This window comes from Halomonas sp. NO4 (genome assembly GCF_010994375.1).
Lineage (GTDB): Bacteria > Pseudomonadota > Gammaproteobacteria > Pseudomonadales > Halomonadaceae > Halomonas.
This window is the reverse complement of the sequence record NZ_WHMA01000020.1, coordinates 23,395-45,924: the sequence shown is the minus strand read 5'-3', so window position 1 is coordinate 45,924 and position 22,530 is coordinate 23,395. Positions and strand designations below refer to the sequence as shown.

The following is a 22,530-nucleotide window of genomic DNA, read 5'->3' as shown; positions in this document are numbered from 1 at the left end:
GCGGCATGAGTTTGGCGAGCCGCCCATTCAGCCCGTCGGGCCGAGCAGCCCCACCACGCTGACCAGGATCAGAACGCCGCCGAGCACGCGGAAATAGAGGTTCGTGCGGCTGGCGATCATGTGGCGATGGGCACGCTCGCCGAGCAGGTGGCCGATCAGGGCGCAGGGCAGCAGCCACAGGTGGTGGATGAGCTGCAGGTCGACGCCGACGACCAGGAACGACACCATCTTGATCAGTACCAGGATGAACCACAGCACGAAGAGGGTGTCGCGCAGCTGATGGGCCGCCACGTGGGTGGCGAAGACGGCGACGATCAGCGGCGCGCCGATCAGCGAGGTGCCGCTTACGTAGCCGCCCAGCGCCAGCAGAACGGCATCCACGTAGCGGTTGTTGCTGCGAAAGGGCTTGTCGAGCACATAGCCGACGGCGTAGACGATCACGATGGCGAAGATGATGCTGGTCATCACGTTGCCGGGCAGGGTGAGCAGCCCGACCACCCCGATCAGCTTGGGCACGATCATGATCTGCATGGCCCGGCGCAGGTAACCCCAGTCGATGTTGCTGGTTTCCGGCCGCTGGCCGCCGTTGTCCGCTACCAGCTGGCGGTGGCCGCGCCAGGCGATCCAACTGGAGAAGATCAGCAGGTGCACAGCGATGATCGGCAAGAAGATCAGCGGCTCGTCATGGATCAGCAGCAGGAAGGGCAGCGAGAGTACGGCGCCGCCGAAGCCGAGGCTGGTGCGCACGAAGCCGCTCCACACGAAGATCAGCCCGATCAGGGCGTACTGCCAGGCCTCGAGTTCGCCCATCAGCGTTCCCCCTCGTGGAGGCGGGCTGCCAGGGCGAAGACGTGCTCATCCTCCACGCCGAGGTCCTTCAAGGCGGTGGCAAGGTGGAGCAGGTAGTCGCGGTTGGCACCGCTCGGCCCATGGGCGGTGGCAATCTGCTCGGCGATGGCATCGAGCGGGGCGTCGCCGAGGAAGGCCGCATTGTCGGCGCCGGCCAGGTAGACCAGGCCCTCGGCGCTGTGGCCGTCGCCCTCGTCGAAATGCAGCCGCACCACCTCGCGCAGGTAGCCGTTCTTCTCGCGCACGTCGAGCGGCTCGAGCACCTCCGGAGCGATGCGGTAGGCCATGCCGTGACAGGTCGCCCCGGGTTTGTGCACCAGGGTGACCACGCGGCCCGGCGCCTCGGGGGTGCCGCGGTGATCGTGGGAGCCCTGCCAGAAGCGGCGCACCCAGCCATGGATGTACGCCGGGCGCCGTTCGCGGTAGGGGAAGTCCGCCTTCCAGATCAGCGATCCGTAGCCGAACAGCCAGATGGCATCATGGCCGGCAAAGTGGGTGCGGCGTCGATTGTCACGGGTGGTGTCGAGCGTCATCGTCGGGGTGTCGTTTTTGCAAGTGTCGGGCCCGTGATCTTGCCAGGCCCGGCGCGTCAAGTGCACCCGGGAAGCTCGCGGCCGCGGAGGGAACTTGGCGGCCGAGGGCCTGTCACAACTAAAGAAAGGCAAGAAAAGGCGTTGGAAAATAAAGGCTTGCCTTCTATGTTGAAGACGGGCAAGCCAGCGCAGTTGCCGAATCCGTTACGGCAGAGGAGGTGTTCATGAAAGCGATCACTCGCGACGAGCTCAAGGTCATGAACGAAACCGAGCATGATGATTTCGTGCTCATCAATGTCTTGCCGCGCGACGCCTTCAACAAGCAGCACATTCGCACCTCGATCAACATTCCCGTCAAAGACGCGAACTTCGTCGAGAAGGTCGAGGACGTGGTCGGGAGCAAGGAGCGCAAGGTCGTGGTCTACTGCGCCAACTTCGATTGTGACGCCTCCCCCAAGGCGGCCAAGCAGTTGGAGGAAGCCGGCTTCACTCAGGTCTACGATTACGAAGGCGGCACCCAGGACTGGTTCGAGAAGCGCGACGCGGCCTGATCTTCCGACACATGACACGCACCACGGGCGGCTCTTGCGAGCCGCCCGTTTCTTTGCCGTCGACGTTGCTCCGGGCCGGGGGTATCGTGACGGCGTAATCACTGTTCTCGCCAGACAGGCATTGTTTTCGACAGGCATTGTTTTCGACAGGCATTGTTCTCGACAGGGAGGGCGCCATGAACGCCAGCAGGATTCTCGATCAGCTGATGCAGCAGGCCGGTGGCAGCAAGGGCCGCGGCAGCAGCAGCGGCGGGGTGGATGTAAAGGGCATGCTCGAGGGGCTGTCGCGCCAGATGGGCGGCGGTTCGGGCGCCGGTGGGGCGGCCCAGGGCGGCTCGGGGGTGGACGTGAAGAGCCTGCTCGGCGGCGGCGCTCTGGGCTTGCTGGTGGGCTCCAAGCGCGGGCGCAAGCTGGGTGGCAAGGCGCTCAAGTACGGCGCCATCGCCGGGGTCGGCGTGCTGGCCTGGAAGGCGTGGCAGAACTACCAGGGCAATGCGGGCGGCAGCCAGGCCCAGGAGGGCGAGCCGGTGGAGCGGCTGGGCGGCGAGGCGCGCGACCGGCGCAGCCTGGAGCTGCTGCAGGCGATGATCCTGGCCGCTCGTGCCGACGGGCATGTCGACGATCAGGAGCGCGAGCTGATCACCCAGCAGATCGATGCCCTGGGCGCCGATCATGAGCTCCACGACTGGGTGGCGCAGCAGATGCAGGCGCCGCTCGATGCCGAGGCGCTGGCCCGCCAGGCCGACTCCCCCCAGGCGGCCCGGGAGATCTACCTGATCAGCGTGGCGGTGATCGACGAGCAGAACCCCATGGAGCGCGCCTGGCTCGACCAGCTGGCGAAGGCGCTGAGGCTGCCGGCCGAGGCTAGCGCCGAGCTGGAGCGTCAGGCCGTCGAGGCCGGCTGATGGATGCCCCCTTGCTGTGGCTCGCCACCGGCCTGGGCCTGGGGCTCTCGCCCTGGGCCGCGGGGACGCTGGGCTCCCTGCTATGACCTGGCTGGTGATGGTGGCGATCCAGCCGCTGTGGCGGCGCCGTCAGGCGAGCTGAGCGGCGGTGGGAAGTCGACCTCGAAACCACGCGCGTCGAGCTGGCGAATCGCCTGGGGGCGCCCGTCAGCGTCGAGGTCGACCAGCCCGATGCCGCTGCCGTCCCACAGCCGCTCGCCGGCCTTGGCACGGTCCGGGTCGCGCGGGGTGACGACCATGCGCCGGCGCTTGGTGAACCAGTTGAGCGGCGAGCGCGGCGCATAGAGCCAGCGGTTGGCGCGGTCGAACCAGTCGAGCAGGGTGTCGGGAAAGGTGTTCTTGATGCCGCTGGAGGTGATCTGCCATAGGCGCACTGCTCCCAGTCGGCGGTGAGGTTCCAGTCGTCGGTGATGTCGTGGTCGTCGAAGATCATCAGCGTCGGCAGGTGGGCGAGCAGCCGCGCCACGGCGGGCAGCCCGTCGACGAAGCGCTCGATGGTCGCCTGCTCGTGGCGAAAGAGCGCCGCGTCTGCCTCGTCCAGCTCGGGGGTGCCGGGCTCGATCAGCTTCCAGGGTGTGGGCGACCAGGCGAGCAGGTACATGGCGATGACCTCGGCAAAGGTCATCAGGTGGTTGTGGGCGTTCGCCGAGGTGAACACCGGCTTGCGCACCCCGCCGAAGAAGCGCTCGCGCAGGGCGGCGCTGCTTTCGACATCGGGCAGCAGCGCCTCGCGCCGGTAATAGGTGGTGGGGGCGGCGTAGAGCGCCTGGCTGTCGGCCACGGTGGCGCCCTCCAGGGGCTCGTCGAACAGCCCCAGCCGATGGATCAGCGCGTGGATCGCCGTGAGCATCGGCCCGGCCACGTCGTCGGCGTAGACTTGGTCGCCGGTCAACAGTAGCCAGGCCGGCTACTCGTCGGGCGCCTCGCGCCGTTCGGCAAGCCAGGCGTCGGCGCGCACCAGGCCGTCCGGCCCGTCGTGGTGGGGCTTGCGGCAGGAGCCGTGAAGCAGGCGGTGATGGCGCTCGGCGAGCACGAAGGTGGGGTTCGTCTCGGCCTCGTGGAGCAGGTGGGGCGCCCAGTCGGCGATGCCGGGCTCGCCAGGGGCATCGCTGACCTTGAGGTCGTAGGCGATGGACACGCCGGTGGGCAGCGGCGTGGCGAGCGATACGTCGATCAGGTGCAGCCAGGCGTGGCGGCCCAGCGGCAGGTGGCGCAGGCGCTCCTCGCCCAGCGCCAGGCGGCGCGGCGGCACCCCGTCGGGGCGCACCATCAGGGTGAGCGCCAGGGGCCGCGAGCCCATCAGCCAGAGCACCAGGCGATCCGGAGCGAGACGTCTGAGGAGTGGCCCGATGAGGACATCGGGAAGGGCGTCGCGGGCGGTATCGGACGACGTCACTGTCACGCTGCGGCCTCCTGGGGTGGCGGTTCGGATTCCATGGTAACGGAGGCGGAGCAACCGGGGGAGTCGCGAAAAAGGCATCGCTTGACCTTTGTGTCACCCAAGGGTTATAGCCTGATAGGCCAAATCGTCGACCCACGGCACCCCATGCCGTGTTCGCTCCTTTCTGCCGGAGGTTTCGTCTATGGATGCTTTCCTGCCGCTATGGAACGAGGCGGCACTCACCAGCCTGGGCTTCTTCTGGATGGCGCTGTGGGCCTTTGCCCTGGGCTATTTGATCAGCAGCCTGATTCAGGTGCTGGTGACCCAGGCGCGCATGCAGCGTGCCATGGGCACTGCGGGGCCGCGCAGCATGCTGCTGGGCACGCTGTTCGGTTTCATCTCCAGCTCCTGCAGCTTCGCCGCCCTGGCGACCACGCGAACGCTCTTCCAGAAAGGCGCGGGGCTGGCTCCTTCGCTGGCCTTCCTGCTGGCGTCCACCAATCTCGTGGTGGAGCTCGGCTTCGTGATCGCTCTCTTCCTCGGCTGGCCCTTCGTGGTGGGCGAGTACGTCGGCGGGGTGCTGCTGATCCTGCTGGCCTGGGCGCTCATCGGGCTCACGAGGCCCGAGCGCCTGATCGCCCGCGTTCGCGAGCGCCTGGGCACCGACGCGGAAGAAGCGGCAAGCCAGGCCCCGGATTGGCGTCACAAGCTGACCAGCCTTCAGGGCTGGCAGGAGATTGGCCAGACCTACGTCATGGAGTGGCAGATGGTCTGGAAGGACGTGCTGATCGGCTTCACCGTGGCCGGGATCATCGCGGCCTTCGTGCCACAGGCCTTCTTCCAGTCGCTGTTTTTGGGAGCCGGCGATGGCGAGCCGGGCTTCCTGGAGCTGCTCGCCCAGGCGCTGGTGGGGCCCGTGGCGGCTTTCTTCACCTTCATCGGCTCCATGGGCAATATCCCGCTGGCGGCGGTGCTCTTCGACAACGGCGTGAGCTTCGCCGGGGTGATGGCCTTCATCTTCTCCGACCTGGTGGTACTGCCGGTCCTGCGCATCAATGCCACCTACTACGGCTGGCGCATGGCGCTCTACATCCTGGCGCTGTTGCTCACCACGCTGGTGGTGACCGCCCTGCTGCTGCACTACGGCATGGGCTGGCTCGGCTGGTTGCCGAGCGGTAGCGACTCGGTAACCGTCACTCAGCGTGACTTCTTCGCAATCAACTACGGCTTCTTCCTCAATCTGGCCTTCCTGGCTGGTTCGGCGGCCCTGGTCGGCCTGTGGTGGCGCGCGCGTCGAGCGGGTGGTGGTCATCATCATCACCACGACCATGGCGGGGGCGGGACGTCTCGCGGCACGCGCCTCCTGCAGGGCCTGGTGGCGCTCGCCGTCGCCTGGCTGGCGGGGGGCGTGCTGGTGGCGCCGCTGGCGACGGGCTGACGCATTCGCGTGAAGCGGCGAAGCTCTGCGCCAGGGTGTCGACCCTTGCCTGCTACGCCACACTGGCAGCGAGTCCCGTGACCGACTAGGCTGGCAGCGTTTCGTTCGCTTTTGACTGATGGAGGCGCTTCCATGCTGGTGATGATCCTGGGGCTGGTGATTTTTCTGGGGGCGCACTCGGTACGCATCGTCGCCGACGACTGGCGCCAGGCGCAGATTGCGAAGCTGGGCGAGCTGCGCTGGAAAGCGCTCTATTCGATGCTGTCGATTTTCGGCCTGGCCATCGCCATCTGGGGCTACGGCCAGATGCGCCTCGATCCCGTCTGGGTATGGCAGCCGCCGGTGGCGCTGCGCCACCTGGTGGCCCTGCTGATGATCCCCGCCTTCATCCTGCTGGTGGCGGCCTACGTGCCGGGCAACGCCCTCAAGGCCAAGCTCGGCCACCCCATGATCCTGGCCGTGAAGGTGTGGGCCTTCGCTCACCTGCTGGCCAACGGCCGGCTGGGCGACATCGTCTTCTTCGGCGCCTTCCTGCTGTGGGCGGTGTTCGACTTCCGCGCCGCACGTCGCCGCCCGCGCGACGCCGCGCCGGCCCCGCGCATGGCGGCCACACTCGCAACCCTGGTGATCGGCGTGGTCGCCTACTACCTCTTCGCCGTCCACCTCCACGTCTGGATCACCGGCGTGCCGGTGATGTGACGCTGACCGGTCAGTTCGGCTCGGCCGGCGTGGCGTCCGGCCGTGCCGGCAGCCAGACGCGGGCGGCCAGGCCGCCGAGCGGCGAGGCCTCGAGACGCAGGCACCCACCGTAGAGCCCTACCAGTTCGTTGACGATGGCCAGGCCCAGGCCGCTGCCGGGCTGGCGCTCGTCGAGGCGGGCGCCGCGTGCTACGGCCTGCCGACGCTCGTCGGCGCTCATCCCAGGGCCGTCGTCCTCGATGGTTAGCCAGGTGCCGTGCGGGTCGCTGCCGCCGCTCAGCGTTACGCGGTTTCGCGCCCAGCGCAGGGCGTTCTCCAGCAGGTTGCCGGCCAGTTCCTGCAGATCCTGCGGGTCGAGCTGCACGCTCAGCGCCTCGGGCAGGTCGCTGTCGAGCACGATGCCGCGCCGGGCCGCCAGCCGGCCGAGGCCGTCGAGCACCGGAGCGAGGGTGCCGGCGACGGCGACGCGGCGGTTCAGGCCATTGGCGCCGGCCGCCGAGGCGCGGGCCAGGTGGTGGCGCACTGCCTCGTCGATGCGCGAGAGTTCGGCTTTCACGCGGTATCGGGAAGGGGCTTCGAATCCTTCGGCGAGGGTGTTGAGTACGCTTACCGGCGTTTTCAGGGCATGGGCCAGGTTGCCGGCGGCATGGCGGGCACGCTCCATCAGTCGGCGGTCGCGGGCCAGCACGCCGTTGATGGCACCGGCCAGGCGCGCTAGCTCGTCCGGCAGGTCAGTGTCGAGCGTTTCGCGGGTGCCGGTTTCTACGGCCTCGAGGCCGCTTTGCAAGCGGCGTAGTGGTGCCAGTCCCCAGTGCACTTGCAGCGCCAGGGTCACGAGCAGCAATGCACCCACGCCGACGAGGGACACCACCAAGCGTGTCATGAACCCGTCCAGAGTGGCATCCAATTCCTCACGGGCGACGGCCACGCTGATGTGCAGTGGTGTCTCGAGCGGTGCCAGCCGGATGTCGCGCTCGATGATGCGCAGTGGAACCCCGCGGGGGCCGGTCAGGTTGCGGAAGACGATGTCGTCGTGAGTGCGGGTGGGTAGACGCTGGTCCCAGAGCGAGCGCGACGTGAGATGGTTATCGTTGCCGTCGCTGATCTGCCAGTACCAGCCTGAAAACACTTGCTCGAAGCGCGAGTCGCCAAGCGCTGTGTCGTGTTCCAGACGTTGCGTGGTCTCGTCATAGCGAAGGCCGGCAATCACGACGTTGAGCAGTGATTCAAGGCGCTCGTCGAAGGCTGCAGTGGCTGATGTGGAGAAGTGATGCGCCAGCCCAGCACCGGCCAGGGGGAGAGTGACGAGCGTGATCAACAGGGCAGCCGCCAGCAGACGGATGGCGATCGGGGCCGTGGCCAGGGATAGGCGACGATGGCTCATGTGGTCGCGTCGACCAGCCGGTAACCCTGGCCACGCAGCGTTTCGATCCGCGTCGTGCCGAGCTTGCGGCGCAGGCGGCTGATCTGCACGTCGATGACGTTGGAGTCGGGCTCGTGGTCACGGTCGTAGACGTGCTCGGCGAGTTCGCTGCGACTGACCACCCGCGGTGCGGCATGGGCGAGATAGGCGAGCAGTCGTGACTCCTGGGCGGTCAGGCTGACCGGGCGTCCGGCCAGCGTCACGCTGCCGCTGTGGGTGTCGAAGGCCAACTCGCCGATGCGTAGCACGGGGTGGGCATGACCGTGGCTGCGGCGAACGAGTGCGTGCAGGCGGAACAGCACTTCGGCCGTCTCGAAGGGCTTGGTGACATAGTCGTCGGCTCCGGCGGAGAAGCCGGCGGCCTTGTCGTTCCAGCGGGTTCGGGCAGTGAGCACCAGCACCGGCAGCTCGATGGCGTCCTCGCGCCACTCGGCGAGCCAGCGGCTGCCGTCGCCGTCGGGCAGGCCCAGGTCGAGGATTACCGCGTCGTAACGTTCGGTGCGCACCAGGAAGTCTGCCTCGCCGCCCGTGGCCGCCTGCTCGACCAGCATGCCGGCCTCGCCGAGGGCCGTGCCCAGAGCCTCGGCGAGAGCCGCATCGTCTTCCACCAGCAGCACCTTCATTCGTCGCCCTCTTCGCGCTGCATGGCGTTGATGTTGACGCCCTCCATGCCGATGAGCTTGCCGCTCTCGGCGTCGAACTCGAACTCAACGACCTGCCCCTGAGGGCCGAGCATCTCCACCTCGTAGCGCAACTCACCATCGTCTCGTTCGAGCTCCACTTCCAGCACCTGCCCGCGGTAGCGCGTTTCCAGCCAGTCGAGAATGTCGGGCAGGGCTACCAGGCGTCCTTGGCGTACCTCTTCGTGGAGGTCATGCCAGTGCTCGTCGGCAAGCGTAGGCAGGGCCAACGCCAGTGCTGCGGCCAGCAAGGTCTGCGGCAGAGTAAGCGGGCGAAAGAAGCGGGCATATCGAGAGTTCATGGTGGGTAGGATGCCAGTTCGAACATGAATACAGCATGAACGGCGCCGTCAGCTCAGGGCAAGGTGGCCGGTGATACAACGGAGCGGCGCCCATCAACGGGGCACCAAAAGACGGAGGTAGTACCCATGATACGCAAGATGATACTGACCACTTCCCTGGCTACCCTGCTGCTTGCCGCCAGCGTGGCCCATGCTGACGATGACCGACGCCTGCCGGTGGAGCGTCTGGACGGCGTGCTGGAGCAGGCCGCGGCTTTCGGCTTCACCCACTACCAGGAGATCGAGGTCAAGCGGGACGAGAGCGTGGAGGTCGAAGGCTGGCTCGACGATGAGTGGCAGGCGGAAGTGCGCCTCTCGCTGGCGAGCGGCGAGAGCCTCGAGGAGGAGCGCAAGCGCCGCGAGGGCGGTGCCTGGGGTATGAGTGAAGCGGACGTACGCCTGGCCATGGAGAGTGCAGTGGCCGAGGGCATGGCCGAGTTCGCTGAACTCCAGGTCGACCGCGACGGGCGCATCGAGATCGAGGGCTACGATACCGACGGCCGTGAGCTCGAGGTGAAGAGTCGCCAGGGTGAGCGCGACGTCATCGAGGTGGAGGTCGATTGACCCCCTTTCGCCGGGGCTGCCCCGTCGATTCCTTCATCCTCGCGACGGGCCCGGTGCGAGAAACTCGTGCCGGGCCCGTTTCATGGACGAGGAATTGTCAGGGACGAGCCATCAGGCTCGGTACGGCTGCTACGGCCGTCTCAGGCCATGAAATGAAAGCCTGCCAGGGTGATCAGACTGGCCAGCACCAGACTGTTGGCCTCTTCCAGTCTCTCCTCTTCCCACCGGCGCCCAGGGTGCAACAGCGCGACCGCTGCGGCCCCGAGGCTGACCAGTCCAAGCGGCAGCTCTATCGGCTCCCAGCCAGACCCCAGCACGCCCACGGCCAGCAATAGCACGCCGGCCGAGATCAGCATGGCGACCCAGCCCCGGGTCCTCCTGGAGAATGAAGCCGAGTCGGCGGTGTCGAGCGTCGCCATGTTCACAGCGGGTCTCCTTGTACCGGTCGACGGCAGTATTGCCACTACCCGTGATGATGGCGGCGTTCTCTTAAGGCTTGCTTAAGTGGGGATGACCGCTTGGTGACATTGCCACTTGGCATCAGCGCTAAGCCGCCTTGCTCACCGAGAATCGCATTCACTCCCCGCTGATCGAGCCGTACAAGAAGCGGACCTTCGAGCAACTGCGCGCGGCCGGGGTTCCGACTCCGTCCCACGGGTCCGCCAAATGATCTTCCACTGTTCGTGGGATCATCGCGTGGAGAACGAGACGGGCTTCGATCTTGACGCTCGCTCAAGGCTGGCTGTCAGCTACGCCGTTCGCCCGGTTGCGCGGCAATGTCGCCTCGGCACGTAAGCCGCCGCCGGGCGCTTCGTCCAGGGTGAGCCGGCCGCCATGGCGGTCGAGCAGGCGCTCGACGATGGAGAGGCCGAGGCCGGCACCGGCCCCTGGGCCGAGGCGATGGAAGCGCTCGAGGACGCGTTCGCGTTCCGCTGCGGGGATGCCGGGGCCCTGGTCGTCCACGCGCAGGGTCAAGCGGATGTCGTCGGCCTCCAGGGTAACCATCACAGCGCCGCCATTCGGGGTGTAGCGAAGGGCATTGCCGACCAGTTTCTGTATCAGGGTGCCGATGGCACCCGGCTCGGCCTTGAGGTGCCAGTCGCTTGTTTCATCGGCCTTCAGTTCCAGTGTCTGATGGCGTTCGATGGCCAGTGGTGAAAGCTCGACCAGCGCTTCGCGGACTTCGATCAGCAGGTTGGCGTCGGGGAGCTCGGTCGGGCCTTCTTCCTCTTCGGGGTCCAGGCGAGCCAGGGTCAGCAACTGGGAGACCAGCCGGATGGTACGGGCCACGCCCGAGCGCAGCTCCTCCAGCGCCTCGCGGCGGTCATTGGGGGTTTCGGCGGTCAGGGCGTTCTGGGCGTGCAGATCGAGTAACGTCAAAGGCGTACGCAGCTCATGGGCAGCGTCGGCAATGAAGCGCTTCTCGCGCACTCGCAGCCCACGGATGCGCTCCAGAAGGCGGTTCAGCGCGTCGACGATGATGGCCAGTTCGAGGGGCAGAGAATGTACTTCCAGCGGCTGCAGGTTGTGCGGGGTGCGGTGGCGGATTGCCTCTGCAAGACGCGACAGTGGGCGCAGTCCCCAGCCGGTTGCCCACCACAGCACCACCACCAGCAGCGGCAGACCGATCAGGTCAGGCAGCAGGGTGCGCAGGGCCATGGCGCGGGTCAGCTCACCGCGCACGTCACTGCGCTCGGCCACCATGACCCGGCGTGACGAGTCGGCGACATCGAGCACGTAGACCCGCCAGTCGCGATCCGCCACTTTGCTGTCGACGTAACCCGGGGGGCGGTCAGTGAAGGGCTCCGGCGGGGCGCTGGCCGAGCGCAGCACCAGGCGCCCTTCCTCCCACAGCTGGAAGGCCAGCTTGCTCTCGTAGCGATGGCCGGCGAGACGCTTGTCCGACTGCTCGGCGCGCAGCAAGGCGCTCTCCAAGCTGGCCAGTAGAGCTTCGCGCTGATCGTCCGGTAGTGGCGCCTGTATCAGGCCCTCCAGCAGGCGTGCGCTCTGGGCCAAGTTGGCGTCGTAGAGCTCCTCTATCTCATGGGCAGCATAGCGATAGCTGACCAGGCCGATGGCCAGCATGCTGACGGTGAAGGCCAGGATTACCCATCCCAGCGTACGGCGGCGGATGGAGCTCATGACGACACGCCTCGTGGCTCCTTGTCCATCACGTAGCCGATGCCCCGCAGGGTGCGGATGAGCTCGGGGAATAGCTTGCGCCGCAGGTGATGGACGTGGACCTCGATGGCGTTGCTCGCCACGTCCTCGTCCCAGCCGTAGACCAGTCGGATCAGGGTGTCGCGGGTCAAGACCCGCCCCGGATGGCTCATGAACTCTTGCAGCAGTGTGAACTCCCGCCGCGACAGCTCGACAGGCTTGTCGAGATAATGCACGTCGTGGGTGGCGGGATCCAGGCGAATGCCGCGGCATGCCAGCACGCTGCTGACTTGTCCCTGGCTACGCCGCAGCAGAGCGCGCAGACGGGCCTTGAGCTCGGCCACCTCAAAGGGTTTGACCATGTAGTCGTCGGCGCCGACATCCAGGCCGGCGATGCGGTCGTCGACGGCGTCGCGGGCAGTGAGCACCAGCACGGGCACACGATTTCCACGCTGGCGGATCGCTTCCAGCACGTGCATGCCGTCCAGCCCTGGCAAGCCCAGGTCGAGGATGACCGCGTCGAAAGGCTCGTCGCCCTGCAAGGCGGTCAATGCCGTGTTGCCGTCAGCCAAGTGGTCCACGGTGTAGTGCTCGGGCTTGAGGGCCAGGCGGATGCCCGAGGCCAGGCTCGGATCATCTTCAACCAGCAGGATACGCATGGGGGGTGTCGTTACCTCCTGTCGGATGGGCCGACTTGCCTGCTGCCAGGCGCGGCGTGAGGTGGCTGCCATGGTCACGCGCCGAAAGCGGAAGGCATGGGCACAAGGTGGCGCTGGCCTCTTCGGCGACCTCGGCTGGGGTAGGCCGAAAAAGTATCAGATCGTTGGGCCCTTTCGGGGCAAATTTGCGAGACCCCTTAACCTGGAGCAAGGCCAAGATAGGGATCTCCAAGGCGGCAGCCATGTGCATGGGGCCAGTATCCGGAGTGATCAGGCGTCTCAGGTTGGCCAACACAGCCAGAAAGTCTCGCAGCGGCATCCGAGGCAGCACGTGACCGAATTCGCCGCAGGCACTCTTCAGTGGCGTGTGCAGGGCCGCCTCCTCCGGGCCCAGCAGCACGAGATGGGGTTGTCGGTGCTGCTCGAGACCTCGCAACAGTTCCTGCCAGAACTCGAGCGGCAGGCGCTTGTCGAGATGGCCACCGACGAAGATGCCGATGGGAGCCTGCTGCCCCGAAAAGCCGGCCAGCCTGGCGGCAGCGGAACGACTCTCCTGCTCGGACACCACCAACCAGGGACGAGAGGCACACGCCAGCCCCAGGCTGGCTGCCAGCGAACTGGCCAGTTCGTGGGCATGAGGTGGTGACACATCGCTGACCCAGTCATAGCTCGCTTCCAGTCGGCCGCGCTGCCCCAGGCTCTGCCGTGCGCCGCACAGCTGGATAAGCAGCCAACTCGTCAGTGAGCCCTCGCCGATCTGGATAGTCAGGTCGTATTTTCGCCGCCTGAGCCGAATCAGCAGCTGTATCAGTTTCCATGGACGAACCAGCATGCTACGGCTCAAGGCGTGATAGCGGGCCAGTGGCATGCCGTCGAATAGCGCACGGGTGGTGTCGGTTCCAAGATAGTCTATCTCGATCTCCGGTCGACCCTCGGCGAACGCTTGGATCAAACGGGCCCCGATGACGGCATTGCCGATACGGAAATTGGGACGTACCAGCAGAACGTGCCGCACACCCGCCAGAGTATCGGGGCTTGCTGGCCGGGGTGACCGGGAGCTCTTTGGCAAAGCTCGGTAGATCCAGGTCTTGAAAGATCTTTCGAGGCGCCGCCCCAAGCGGCGCATGGCAGTATGCCGGCGCAGGTAAGTGAATGGAAACATGCGAGCCCCCTGTGTGGACGGAGGCTGCACTGTCGCCGAGCTGGCTTAAGGCATCCTTATGTCGTGCACTGCCCTGGCGATATTACCCTGGCCTCTGTTCACTGCCAGACGCTTGGCACGATCCGACTGGCCGAGTCGGCGAGCATTGGGTTTCACTCATGCCATACGCTTCAGCGTTCTGTCCGCCAGCAGGAACTGATGGGCGAAGGCGGCGAGTACATGCCCGCCGATTGTCAGCCACAGCAGGTTGGCGAGGACTTCGTGGGTTTCCTCGAAGGCCTCCTCGAGCCATTCGATCTCGGGGCCGGCAGGAACGAGTGACAGCCCGAAGACGTCGATGCCATGGCCGCTTCCCCAGGCGGCGAGCACTCCACTTACCGGAATGAACAGCAGCAGGGCGTAGAGAGCCAGGTGGCCGAGATGGGCGGCGAAGCGCCAGTGGGCTGGTGGCAGCGGGCGGCCGCGGTTGTACCAACGCCAGACCAGTCGGAACGCCAACAGGACCAGCAGCAGCATGCCGATGCTCTTGTGCAGGTCCATCAGGCTGGCTTTGCCGAGGTGTTCGAGGGCCTCCATCCAGACGTCGCTGGCCAGCATGACCAGAACCAGCACTGCCATGGACCAGTGCAGTGCGCGGGAGACGAGGCCGTAGCGGTGTTCGGTGTCGAGCCAGTTCATGGGATCACTCCTCGTTGGGTAAGAATGGACGTGATCCTTGTACGACACTGCGCCTTGCCGGGGCCTTAACGTGTCGTTCATGCTGGGTTCATGTTGACTACACCAGCTTGCTCTCCCGCAGCCGGGCCACCGGCTCGGGCGGGGCGAAGTTGTCGGGGGTGGCGGCTTCCCAGAAGTCGCGGAACACGGGGTGCTGGCCGGCGCCCACCTCGAGCAGCTCCTCCGGGGCGAGGAAGTCGTGAAGCTCGGCGAAACTCTTCACCTCGTAGGCGGAGAGGCGGTGCAGCACGTGCTCCGGCCCCAGCTCGCGCGGATGAGCGAGGCCGGCGGCGCCCAGCATCTCGGCGAGCGCGGCGACCGTGTTGGCGTGGAAGTGCGCCACGCGCTGCGACTTGTCCGCCACGTCGAGCCGGCTGCCGCGCAGGCGGTCTTGCGTCGCCACGCCGCTGGGGCAACGGTCGGTGTGGCAGGTGCGGGCCTGGATGCAGCCGAGAGAGAACATGAAGCCGCGGGCGGCGCTGCACCAGTCGGCACCCAGCGCCATGGTGCGGGCGATGTCGAAGGCGCTGATGATCTTGCCGGCGGCGGCGACGCGCACCCGGTCGCGCAGCCCGGCGCCCACCAGGGTGTTGTGCACTATCAATAATGCGTCGGTGAGCGGCATGCCCAGACGATTGATGAACTCCAGCGGGGCGGCGCCGGTGCCGCCCTCGCCGCCGTCCACCACCACGAAGTCGGGGTGCTCGCCCGTTTCGCGCATCGCCTTGACGATGGCGAACCACTCCCAGGGGTGGCCGATGGCCAGCTTGATGCCCACCGGCTTGCCGCCGGAAAGTTCGCGCAGGCGCACGATGAAGGCGATCAGCTCGCGCGGCGTGGTGAAGGCCGAGTGGGCCGCGGGGGAAATCACGTCTTCGCCCAGCGGCACGCCGCGGGTGCTGGCGATCTCGGCGGTGACCTTGGCGGCGGGCAGGATACCGCCGTGCCCTGGCTTGGCACCCTGGGAGAGCTTGATCTCCACCATCTTCACCGCGTCCTGCGTGGCATGCTCGCGAAAGCGCTCGGGGTCGAAGCGACCGGTTTCGTCGCGGCAGCCGAAGTAGGCCGAGCCGATCTCCCACACCAGGTCGCCGCCATGGCGGTGATAGGGGGAGATCGCTCCCTCGCCGGTATCGTGGTAGAAGCCGCCGTCCCTGGCGCCCTGGTTGAGCGCGGCGATGGCGTTGGACGAGAGTGCACCGAAGCTCATCGCCGAGATGTTGAAGACGCTTGCCGAGTAGGGGTGGGTGCGGTCGGCGCCGACGGTCAGGCGAAAGTCCGCGGCGTCGTTGTGCACGGGCGCCAGCGATGGGCTCATCCACTCGTAGCCCGGCGCGGCCATGTCGTGCAGCGAGCCGAAGGGCTGCTTGTCGCTCACGCCCTTGGCACGCTGGTAAACCAGGCGGCGCTGCTCGCGGGAGAAGGGCACCGCCTCGGTATCCGGCTGAATGAAGTACTGGCGAATCTCGGGACCCACCGACTCCAGGTTGTAGCGCAGATGGGCCAGGATCGGGTAGTTGCGGCTCACCGTGCGCCGGCGCTGGCACAGGTCGTAGGTGCCCAGGGCGGCGAGCAGGCCGAAGCCCAGCACGCCCCAGCCCCAGAGGGCACTGGCGGCGAGACCGGCGAGGCTCGCCGCCAGGCCCAGCAGGCTGGCGGCGTAGGCACTGTAACGCAGTGGCAGGGGGTGGCGAGGCATGGCGCGCTCCTTGCGATGAAACGAGCTGCCATTGCAGGGCCGCGGGGCGCGCCTGTCAATCGGCGCCGAGCCCCCACACGCCGGCCAGCACCTCCAGGGCCTCGCTGATCACCGGCTCCTCGGTACGGCGGCGCTGCCACACGAAGCACAGGGCGCAGGGCAGGCGCACGCCCTCGGCGATGGCCAGGCCGCGCTCCTGGCGCTCGGCCATGGCCAGGGCGTCGCGGGCCAGACTCAGCCCCACGCCGGCGCGCACCAGGTCGAGCATGCACGCCTCCTGATCCACCTGGGCGACGCCGTGGGGCGAAAGGCCCAGCGGGTCGAGTGAGCCGCGCAGCAGGCGGTGATGAACGGAGTCGCTCGGGGTCACGATCCACGGCAGGGCGGCGAGGCTCGGCCAGTCGGTGTGCGCCAGGCGGCTGCCCCAGCCGGCCGGGGCGATGACGTGGTAGTGGAAGAGGGTCAGCTCGCGGCAGGCGATCTCCGGGGCGGCGTCGCCCGGACCCTCGCCGGGCGGTGCCAGGTAGAAGCCCACGTCGAGCTCGCCGCGTCGCAGGCGCGCCAGCACGCTGCCGCTCATGCCGTGGCTGAGCTCGGTCTCGAGCTGCGGGGCGCGCGCCACCAGGCGGTGGAGGAAAGCGCCGAGGCGGATGAACTCGGGGTCGACGATGGTGCCGATGCGCAGCCGGCCGCGCAGGGTGCGGTGCAGCGCCCGGGCATTGGACTCGAAGGCCGTTACGGCGGCCAGCGCCTGCTCGGCGGCGGGCAGTAGCGCCTGGCCGTCGGCGGTGAGCGCAAGGCCCTGGGGGCGACGCCGGAACAGCGTCAGGCCGAGGCCCTCCTGCAGCTGCTTGAGCTTGAGGCTCACCGCCGGCTGGGTCAGGTGCAGCCGTTCGGCGGCGCGGGAGACGCTGCCCTCACGGGCCACGGTGACGAAGGCGCGAAGGGTCTGGAGGTCCTGCATGAGGCGAAAGCTCGATCTGTGTTATCAGCTGAGCTTATATCTCGCTTTTGAATTCCTCAATTGATTCGCCCGGTCGTGGCGCTAGGCTAGGCCGATAACGCACGATTTCCCCGATGATGCTGCCACAACAGGAAGCCACGCCATGACCACGAACGCGATTGCGCATTATATCAATGGCCAGCCCGCCGCCGGTGACTCAGGCCGCACCCAGGACGTCTTCAACCCGGCGACCGGCCAGGTCTCCGGCCGGGTGGCGCTCGCCTCGCGCGGCGATGTCGATACTGCCGTGGCGGCAGCCAAGGCCGCCTTCCCCGCCTGGGCCGATACCCCGCCGATTCGCCGCGCCCGGGTGCTGTTCAAGTTCCTGGAGCTGCTCAATGCCCACAAGGACGAGCTGGCCCGCGCGATCACCAAGGAGCACGGCAAGGTGTTCACCGATGCCCAGGGTGAGGTGGCGCGCGGCATCGATATCGTGGAGTTCGCCTGCGGCGTGCCCCAGCTGCTCAAGGGCGACTACACCGAGCAGGTGAGCAGCGGCATCGACAACTGGACGATGCGTCAGCCGCTCGGCGTGGTGGCCGGCATCACCCCGTTCAACTTCCCGGCCATGGTGCCGATGTGGATGTTCCCGCTGGCGATTGCCACCGGCAACACCTTCATCCTCAAGCCGAGCCCGCTGGACCCCAGCGCCTCGCTGCTGATTGCCGACCTGCTCAAGCAAGCCGGGCTGCCCGATGGCGTCTTCAACGTGGTGCAGGGCGACAAGGAGAGCGTCGAGGCGCTCATGGTGCATCCCGACGTCCAGGCGCTGTCGTTCGTCGGCTCCACGCCCATCGCCAACCTCATCTACGAGACCGGCGCACGCCACGGCAAGCGCGTGCAGGCCCTGGGCGGCGCCAAGAACCACATGGTGGTGATGCCCGACGCCGACCTCGACAAGGCCGTGGACGCCCTGATCGGCGCCGCCTACGGCAGTGCCGGCGAGCGTTGCATGGCGATCAGCGTGGCGGTGCTGGTGGGCGACGTGGCCGACACGCTCGTGCCGCGCCTGGCCGAGCGCGCCCGCGCCCTGAAGGTCAAGAACGGCATGGAGCTCGACGCCGAGATGGGCCCCATCGTCACCGCCCAGGCCCACCAGCGCATCACCGGCTACATCGACAAGGGCGTGGCAGAGGGCGCCGAACTGGTGGTCGACGGCCGCGACTTCGACGCCGCCACCACCGGCGAGGGCTGTGCCGAGGGCTTCTGGATGGGCGGTACCCTGTTCGACCACGTCACCCCGGAGATGACCATCTATAAAGAGGAGATCTTCGGCCCGGTGCTCGCCTGCGTGCGGGTGCCGGACGTGGCCACCGCCATCCAGCTGATCAACGATCACGAGTTCGGTAACGGCGTGAGCTGCTTCACCGAGAGCGGCAGCGTGGCGCGCGAGTTCGGCCGGCGCATCCAGGTGGGCATGGTGGGCATCAACGTTCCGATCCCGGTGCCCATGGCGTGGCACGGCTTCGGCGGCTGGAAGCGCTCGCTGTTCGGCGACACCCACGCCTACGGGGAGGAGGGGGTGCGCTTCTACACCAAGCAGAAGTCGATCATGCAGCGCTGGTCGGACTCCATCAACGCAGGCGCCGAGTTCGCCATGCCGACCCACAAGTGAGCAGGCCGGCGGGGAGAGTACGTCATGGCTGAACAAGAATTCGACTACATCATCGTGGGCGCCGGCACCGCCGGCTGCCTGCTGGCCAACCGCCTGAGCGCCGATCCCGCCAACCGGGTGCTGCTCATCGAGGCCGGTGGGCGCGACAACTACCACTGGATTCACATCCCGGTGGGCTACCTCTACTGCATCGACAATCCGCGCACCGACTGGCGCTTTCGTACCGAGCCGGATGTCGGGCTCAACGGCCGCTCGCTGATCTACCCCCGCGGCAAGACCCTGGGCGGCTGCTCGAGCATCAACGGCATGCTCTACATCCGCGGCCAGGCCCGTGACTACGATCACTGGGCCGAGCTCACCGGCGAGCCCGCCTGGCGCTGGGACAACTGCCTGCCCGACTTCATGAAGCACGAAGACCACCAGCGCCTGGACGACGGCGGCGATGCCGACGGTGCCCACCGCGACTTTCACGGCCATGGCGGCGAGTGGCGGGTGGAGAAGCAGCGCTTGCGCTGGCAGGTGCTCGACGACTTCGCCACCGCCGCCGTCGAGGCCGGCATTCCCCGCACCCGCGACTTCAACCGTGGTGACAACGAGGGCGTGGACTACTTCGAGGTCAACCAGCGCAGTGGCTTCCGCTGGAACACCTCCAAGGCCTTTCTGCGCGGGGTCGCGAAGCGCGACAACCTCACCCTGTGGCATTCCACCCAGGTGGAAAAGCTGGTGTTCGAGACGGGGCAGGGCGGCGAGCCGCGCTGCACGGGGGTGCGTGTCGAGCGCGAGGGCGAAGAGCGGGTGGTGCGGGCGGGGCGCGAGGTAATCCTCTCCGCTGGCTCGATTGGTTCGCCGCAGTTGCTGCAACTCTCCGGCATCGGCCCGGCCGACCTGCTGGCCGAGCACGAGATTCCCCTGGTGGCGGAGCTGCCCGGGGTGGGCGAGAACCTCCAGGACCACCTGCAGATCCGCTCGATCTACAAGGTCTCCGGGGCCAAGACCCTCAACACCCTGGCGAGCTCCTGGCTTGGCAAGGCGCGCATCGGCCTGGAGTACGCTTTGAAGCGCACCGGGCCGATGAGCATGGCGCCCTCCCAGCTGTGCGCCTTCACCCGTAGCAGCGACGAGTACTCGCACCCCAACATCGAGTACCACGTTCAGCCGCTGAGCCTGCCGGCCTTCGGCCAGCCGCTGCACGACTTCCCGGCCATCACCGCCAGCGTGTGCAACCTCAACCCCACCAGCCGTGGCACGGTGCGCATCAAGAGCCGCGATCCGCGCCAGGCGCCGGCCATTGCGCCCAACTACCTGAGCACCCCCGAGGATCGCAAGGTCGCCGCCGACTCGCTGCGCGTCACCCGGCGCATCGCCGCGCAGGCCGCCTTTGCCAAGTACGCTCCGGAGGAGGTCAAGCCGGGTATCGAGTATCAGACGGACGACGAACTGGTACGGCTCGCCGGCGATATCGGCACCACCATCTTCCACCCCGTGGGCACCACCAAGATGGGCCGTGACGACGATCCCCTGGCGGTGGTGGACTCGCACCTCAAGGTGCGCGGCGTGGCGGGGTTGCGCGTGGTGGACGCCGGCGTCATGCCCACCATCACCAGCGGCAACACCAACTCGCCGACGCTGATGATCGCCGAAAAGGCGGCGGGCTGGATCCTCGCCGGGTGATGAGATGCGCTGTGCCGGCGGGCGGCGTCATTTTCTCGTCATCTCGTGAAAATAGTGTTTGACGTGCGCCCGCCAAGGGCGCATGCTGCGTGCAGTTGGTTGGCAAGTGGAACATCGCAGGTGGTCATCGAAACGCTCATGGCGTCGATTTCCCGGTGAAGGTTTCTTGTTTTACCCACTGCAACTCGGGTATCTCCCGGCAAATCAAACGCTATTCGAGGAATTCGATCATGGCTACCGGTACCGTCAAGTGGTTCAACGACACTAAAGGCTTCGGCTTCATCTCTCCGGACGACAGCGGCGACGACCTGTTCGCGCACTTCTCCGAGATCCAGGCTGAAGGCTTCAAGTCTCTGCAGGACGGCCAGAAGGTCTCCTTCGACGTCACCCAGGGCAAGAAAGGCCTGCAGGCGTCCAACATCAAGGTCATCGGCTGAACGCCACCTGATCTGATGTGACTGTTGTCGATCTTTAGGATCAGGCAGTCGAGAAAGGCCCGCTTCGGCGGGCCTTTTCACGTTGGGAAGCTGGTGATTCTCTAAGCTCTAAAATGAATAAATGAATTTCTAAAAATAACTTTTTAGAATATGCAGCGGCCTTCACAATGGCGGTTCTGCACGCTGTACGGAATCGTCCCATGCCCCTGGCTGCCTGGCTCTCTTTCGCCGTCGTCATCGCCGTCTTCGGGCTGATGGTCTTTTCTCGCCTCGGCCCCGATATCATCCTGCTCGGAGCGGTGATCCTGCTGCTCACCCTCGGGGTGATCGAGCCCGACCAGGCGCTGGCCGGCTTTTCCAGCACCGGGCTGTTCACTGTGGCCTTTCTCTACGTGCTGGTGGCGAGCATCCGCGAGACCGGCGGTATCGACCTGATCATCCGCTACGTGCTGGGCAGGCCGCGCAGCGAGGGCCGAGCGCTGGTGCGTCTGCTGCTGCCGGTGGTCTCGCTCAGCGGCTTCATCAACAATACGCCGGTGGTGGCCACCTACATCCCCGCCGTGCTGAGCTGGGCGCGCCGCCTGACGCTGCCCGCCCATCGGCTGCTGATGCCGCTGAGCTTTGCCTCCATCCTCGGTGGCACCATCACCTTGTTCGGTACCAGTACCAACCTGGTGGTGCACGGCCTGCTGCTGGAGCGCGACCCCCAGCTTGCGATGGGGCTCTTCGACATCGCCTGGGTGGGCGTACCGGTGGCGCTGGTGGGACTCGTGTACCTGATCCTGGTGGGGCCGCGGCTGCTGCCCCGGCGGCGCGGCGCCGAGGCCGCCTTCGAGAACCCGCGGGAGTTCACCATCGAGATGGAGGTCGACCCGGCGGGGCCGCTGGTCGACCGCACGGTGGAGGAGGCGGGGCTGCGCCATCTGCGAGAGCTCTTCCTGGTGGAGATCGAGCGTGGCGGCAACGTGGTCAGCGTGGTGGGGCCGGGCGAGCGCCTCAAGGGCGGCGACCGCCTGGTGTTCGCCGGTACCTCCGACGGCGCCGTGGAGCTGCAGCAGATCCGCGGCCTGGTGCCGTCGCGCCACGGCGAGTCGAGCCTCGAGAAGGACTTCCGCGAACGCCGCCTGGTGGAAGCGGTGGTCTCCGACCAGTGCCAGTTCGTCGGCCAGCGCATCCGCGACGGCCACTTCCGCACCCTCTATGGCGCCGCCGTGCTGGCGGTGTGTCGCGGCGGCGAGCGGGTCGCCGGCAACCTGGGCCAGGTGCGCCTGCAGCCCGCTGACGTGCTGCTGCTCGAGGCGCGCCCGCCGTTCATCGAACGCCATCGCCAGTCGCGGGACTTCCTGCTGATCAGCCAGGTCAACGGGGCGGCGCGCCCGGTGCACGAGAAGGCGGGGCTTGCCTGGAGCATCCTCGCCGGGGTGGTCGTGCTGGCGGCCTTCGGCGTGATGAGCCTGATGAACGCCGCCATGCTGGGCGCGGCGCTGGCGCTTCTCACCGGCTGCTGCTCGGTGGGGGCGGCCAAGCGCGGCCTCGACACCCAGGTACTGCTGACCATCGCCGCCTCCTTCGGCCTGGGGGCGGCGCTGGAGAGCTCGGGTGCCGCCGCGGCGCTCGCCGAGGGCGTGCTCGGCCTGGCTGCCGGCAGCCCCTTGGGGCTGCTGGTGGCGGTCTATGTGCTGGTGAGCCTGCTCACCGCCGTGGTCACCAACAACGCCGCGGCGGTGATCACCTTCCCGATCGTCATGGCCGCCGTCGACACGCTGGGCGTCAACCCCATGCCCTATGTGGTGGCGGTGATGTTCGCCGCCTCGGCGAGCTTTCTCACCCCCATCGGCTACCAGACCAACCTGATGGTGCACGGTCCGGGCGGCTACCGATTCAGCGACTTCCTGCGCGTGGGTGGCCCGCTCAATCTGCTGACGGCGGCGGTAGCGCTGGCGCTGATCCCGGTCGTCTGGCCGTTCTGACGTCTCGTCCTGC

Annotated in this window: 21 protein-coding genes and 1 pseudogene; 9 read left to right on the top strand and 13 right to left on the bottom strand. The window is 67.2% G+C overall.

The annotated features are described in order from the left end of the window. Positions 1 to 27: 27 nt before the first annotated feature. Both FEF15_RS13480 and FEF15_RS13475 read right to left on the bottom strand, forming a co-directional pair. Positions 28 to 810 carry a sulfite exporter TauE/SafE family protein gene (locus FEF15_RS13480; protein ID WP_163559693.1) on the bottom strand — a complete coding sequence of 261 codons (783 nt, stop codon included), beginning with the start codon at positions 808 to 810 and terminating at the stop codon, positions 28 to 30. Further along, positions 810 to 1,382, bottom strand: a complete 573-nt coding sequence (locus FEF15_RS13475; protein ID WP_163559692.1) for a gamma-glutamylcyclotransferase — start codon at positions 1,380 to 1,382, stop codon at positions 810 to 812. Before FEF15_RS13475 ends, FEF15_RS13480 begins: the two co-directional genes overlap by 1 nt. Before the next feature lie 224 nt (positions 1,383 to 1,606). Between FEF15_RS13475 and FEF15_RS13470 the strand changes: the two genes are divergently transcribed. Beyond that, positions 1,607 to 1,933, top strand: a complete 327-nt coding sequence (locus FEF15_RS13470) for a rhodanese-like domain-containing protein (protein WP_163559691.1) — start codon at positions 1,607 to 1,609, stop codon at positions 1,931 to 1,933. A gap of 176 nt (positions 1,934 to 2,109) precedes the next feature. Next, a complete protein-coding gene (locus FEF15_RS13465; RefSeq protein WP_163559690.1) occupies positions 2,110 to 2,838 on the top strand; it encodes a tellurite resistance TerB family protein in 729 nt (242 codons plus the stop codon). 80 nt (positions 2,839 to 2,918) lie between these two features. On the opposite strand, the pseudogene FEF15_RS13460 reads toward FEF15_RS13465, so the two are convergent. Continuing rightward, positions 2,919 to 4,294, bottom strand: a pseudogene (locus FEF15_RS13460) (hypothetical protein). Positions 4,295 to 4,481: 187 nt separating this feature from the next. On the opposite strand from FEF15_RS13460, the gene FEF15_RS13455 reads away from it, so the two are divergent. Both FEF15_RS13455 and FEF15_RS13450 read left to right on the top strand, forming a co-directional pair. Beyond that, positions 4,482 to 5,717 (top strand): permease, encoded by a 1,236-nt coding sequence (locus FEF15_RS13455; protein WP_163559689.1) that lies wholly within the window; start codon positions 4,482 to 4,484, stop codon positions 5,715 to 5,717. A gap of 132 nt (positions 5,718 to 5,849) precedes the next feature. Beyond that, positions 5,850 to 6,416 (top strand): NnrU family protein, encoded by a 567-nt coding sequence (locus FEF15_RS13450; protein ID WP_163559688.1) that lies wholly within the window; start codon positions 5,850 to 5,852, stop codon positions 6,414 to 6,416. A 10-nt stretch (positions 6,417 to 6,426) separates the two neighbouring features. Here FEF15_RS13450 and FEF15_RS13445 read toward each other — a convergent pair whose 3' ends face one another. The 3 genes from FEF15_RS13445 to FEF15_RS13435 are packed head-to-tail and all read right to left on the bottom strand — an operon-like array spanning position 6,427 to position 8,821. Continuing rightward, positions 6,427 to 7,800, bottom strand: a complete 1,374-nt coding sequence (locus tag FEF15_RS13445) for an ATP-binding protein (protein WP_163559687.1) — start codon at positions 7,798 to 7,800, stop codon at positions 6,427 to 6,429. Beyond that, positions 7,797 to 8,462 (bottom strand): response regulator transcription factor, encoded by a 666-nt coding sequence (locus tag FEF15_RS13440; RefSeq protein ID WP_163559686.1) that lies wholly within the window; start codon positions 8,460 to 8,462, stop codon positions 7,797 to 7,799. Before FEF15_RS13440 ends, FEF15_RS13445 begins: the two co-directional genes overlap by 4 nt. After that, on the bottom strand, positions 8,459 to 8,821 hold the full coding sequence (locus tag FEF15_RS13435) for a PepSY domain-containing protein (protein ID WP_163559685.1): 363 nt from the start codon (positions 8,819 to 8,821) through the stop codon (positions 8,459 to 8,461). Before FEF15_RS13435 ends, FEF15_RS13440 begins: the two co-directional genes overlap by 4 nt. Before the next feature lie 126 nt (positions 8,822 to 8,947). On the opposite strand from FEF15_RS13435, the gene FEF15_RS13430 reads away from it, so the two are divergent. Continuing rightward, positions 8,948 to 9,424 carry a PepSY domain-containing protein gene (locus FEF15_RS13430; RefSeq protein WP_163559684.1) on the top strand — a complete coding sequence of 159 codons (477 nt, stop codon included), beginning with the start codon at positions 8,948 to 8,950 and terminating at the stop codon, positions 9,422 to 9,424. Positions 9,425 to 9,564: 140 nt separating this feature from the next. Here FEF15_RS13430 and FEF15_RS13425 read toward each other — a convergent pair whose 3' ends face one another. The 7 genes from FEF15_RS13425 to FEF15_RS13395 form a co-directional block, all read right to left on the bottom strand. After that, positions 9,565 to 9,843 carry a hypothetical protein gene (locus FEF15_RS13425; protein ID WP_163559683.1) on the bottom strand — a complete coding sequence of 93 codons (279 nt, stop codon included), beginning with the start codon at positions 9,841 to 9,843 and terminating at the stop codon, positions 9,565 to 9,567. A gap of 313 nt (positions 9,844 to 10,156) precedes the next feature. Further along, positions 10,157 to 11,566: an ATP-binding protein gene (locus FEF15_RS13420; protein WP_163559682.1), complete on the bottom strand. Its 1,410-nt coding sequence runs from the start codon at positions 11,564 to 11,566 to the stop codon at positions 10,157 to 10,159. Next, positions 11,563 to 12,243 (bottom strand): response regulator transcription factor, encoded by a 681-nt coding sequence (locus tag FEF15_RS13415; RefSeq protein WP_163559681.1) that lies wholly within the window; start codon positions 12,241 to 12,243, stop codon positions 11,563 to 11,565. The genes FEF15_RS13420 and FEF15_RS13415 overlap by 4 nt, the downstream gene beginning before the upstream one ends. Next, complete coding sequence (locus FEF15_RS13410; protein WP_163559680.1) at positions 12,224 to 13,405, bottom strand: glycosyltransferase family 9 protein; 1,182 nt, start codon at positions 13,403 to 13,405, stop codon at positions 12,224 to 12,226. Before FEF15_RS13410 ends, FEF15_RS13415 begins: the two co-directional genes overlap by 20 nt. 156 nt (positions 13,406 to 13,561) lie before the next feature. Further along, the gene (locus tag FEF15_RS13405; RefSeq protein WP_163559679.1) at positions 13,562 to 14,083 is read right to left on the bottom strand and encodes a cytochrome b; all 522 of its coding nucleotides are present in this window, start codon (positions 14,081 to 14,083) and stop codon (positions 13,562 to 13,564) included. Positions 14,084 to 14,180: 97 nt separating this feature from the next. Further along, positions 14,181 to 15,821, bottom strand: coding sequence for an FMN-binding glutamate synthase family protein (locus FEF15_RS13400; protein ID WP_163559678.1), 1,641 nt, complete (start codon positions 15,819 to 15,821; stop codon positions 14,181 to 14,183). 55 nt (positions 15,822 to 15,876) lie between these two features. Continuing rightward, positions 15,877 to 16,785 (bottom strand): LysR family transcriptional regulator, encoded by a 909-nt coding sequence (locus FEF15_RS13395; RefSeq protein WP_163559677.1) that lies wholly within the window; start codon positions 16,783 to 16,785, stop codon positions 15,877 to 15,879. A gap of 142 nt (positions 16,786 to 16,927) precedes the next feature. Between FEF15_RS13395 and FEF15_RS13390 the strand changes: the two genes are divergently transcribed. The 4 genes from FEF15_RS13390 to FEF15_RS13375 all read left to right on the top strand — a co-directional run bounded on the left by FEF15_RS13390 (position 16,928) and on the right by FEF15_RS13375 (position 22,517). Then, entirely contained in the window at positions 16,928 to 18,439 is a 1,512-nt protein-coding gene (locus FEF15_RS13390; protein ID WP_163559676.1) for a CoA-acylating methylmalonate-semialdehyde dehydrogenase, read from the top strand. 24 nt (positions 18,440 to 18,463) lie between these two features. Then, on the top strand, positions 18,464 to 20,110 hold the full coding sequence (locus tag FEF15_RS13385) for a GMC family oxidoreductase N-terminal domain-containing protein (protein WP_163559675.1): 1,647 nt from the start codon (positions 18,464 to 18,466) through the stop codon (positions 20,108 to 20,110). Between the two features lie 230 nt (positions 20,111 to 20,340). Continuing rightward, positions 20,341 to 20,547, top strand: a complete 207-nt coding sequence (locus tag FEF15_RS13380) for a cold-shock protein (RefSeq protein WP_163559674.1) — start codon at positions 20,341 to 20,343, stop codon at positions 20,545 to 20,547. Between the two features lie 200 nt (positions 20,548 to 20,747). Continuing rightward, positions 20,748 to 22,517: an SLC13 family permease gene (locus FEF15_RS13375; RefSeq protein ID WP_163559673.1), complete on the top strand. Its 1,770-nt coding sequence runs from the start codon at positions 20,748 to 20,750 to the stop codon at positions 22,515 to 22,517. Positions 22,518 to 22,530: the final 13 nt, after the last annotated feature.

Bases quoted from the DNA above. Each gene is read 5' to 3' on its own strand.
- FEF15_RS13440 (WP_163559686.1), bottom strand. From the start codon at position 8,462: ATGAAGGTGCTGCTGGTGGAAGACGATGCGGCTCTCGCCGAGGCTCTG.
- FEF15_RS13465 (WP_163559690.1), top strand. From the start codon at position 2,110: ATGAACGCCAGCAGGATTCTCGATCAGCTGATGCAGCAGGCCGGTGGC.
- FEF15_RS13375 (WP_163559673.1), top strand. From the start codon at position 20,748: ATGCCCCTGGCTGCCTGGCTCTCTTTCGCCGTCGTCATCGCCGTCTTC.
- FEF15_RS13425 (WP_163559683.1), bottom strand. From the start codon at position 9,843: ATGGCGACGCTCGACACCGCCGACTCGGCTTCATTCTCCAGGAGGACC.
- FEF15_RS13475 (WP_163559692.1), bottom strand. From the start codon at position 1,382: ATGACGCTCGACACCACCCGTGACAATCGACGCCGCACCCACTTTGCC.
- FEF15_RS13395 (WP_163559677.1), bottom strand. From the start codon at position 16,785: ATGCAGGACCTCCAGACCCTTCGCGCCTTCGTCACCGTGGCCCGTGAG.
- FEF15_RS13390 (WP_163559676.1), top strand. From the start codon at position 16,928: ATGACCACGAACGCGATTGCGCATTATATCAATGGCCAGCCCGCCGCC.
- FEF15_RS13450 (WP_163559688.1), top strand. From the start codon at position 5,850: ATGCTGGTGATGATCCTGGGGCTGGTGATTTTTCTGGGGGCGCACTCG.
- FEF15_RS13470 (WP_163559691.1), top strand. From the start codon at position 1,607: ATGAAAGCGATCACTCGCGACGAGCTCAAGGTCATGAACGAAACCGAG.
- FEF15_RS13400 (WP_163559678.1), bottom strand. From the start codon at position 15,821: ATGCCTCGCCACCCCCTGCCACTGCGTTACAGTGCCTACGCCGCCAGC.
- FEF15_RS13420 (WP_163559682.1), bottom strand. From the start codon at position 11,566: ATGAGCTCCATCCGCCGCCGTACGCTGGGATGGGTAATCCTGGCCTTC.
- FEF15_RS13435 (WP_163559685.1), bottom strand. From the start codon at position 8,821: ATGAACTCTCGATATGCCCGCTTCTTTCGCCCGCTTACTCTGCCGCAG.
- FEF15_RS13415 (WP_163559681.1), bottom strand. From the start codon at position 12,243: ATGCGTATCCTGCTGGTTGAAGATGATCCGAGCCTGGCCTCGGGCATC.
- FEF15_RS13455 (WP_163559689.1), top strand. From the start codon at position 4,482: ATGGATGCTTTCCTGCCGCTATGGAACGAGGCGGCACTCACCAGCCTG.
- FEF15_RS13385 (WP_163559675.1), top strand. From the start codon at position 18,464: ATGGCTGAACAAGAATTCGACTACATCATCGTGGGCGCCGGCACCGCC.
- FEF15_RS13380 (WP_163559674.1), top strand. From the start codon at position 20,341: ATGGCTACCGGTACCGTCAAGTGGTTCAACGACACTAAAGGCTTCGGC.
- FEF15_RS13410 (WP_163559680.1), bottom strand. From the start codon at position 13,405: ATGTTTCCATTCACTTACCTGCGCCGGCATACTGCCATGCGCCGCTTG.
- FEF15_RS13430 (WP_163559684.1), top strand. From the start codon at position 8,948: ATGATACGCAAGATGATACTGACCACTTCCCTGGCTACCCTGCTGCTT.
- FEF15_RS13480 (WP_163559693.1), bottom strand. From the start codon at position 810: ATGGGCGAACTCGAGGCCTGGCAGTACGCCCTGATCGGGCTGATCTTC.
- FEF15_RS13445 (WP_163559687.1), bottom strand. From the start codon at position 7,800: ATGAGCCATCGTCGCCTATCCCTGGCCACGGCCCCGATCGCCATCCGT.
- FEF15_RS13405 (WP_163559679.1), bottom strand. From the start codon at position 14,083: ATGAACTGGCTCGACACCGAACACCGCTACGGCCTCGTCTCCCGCGCA.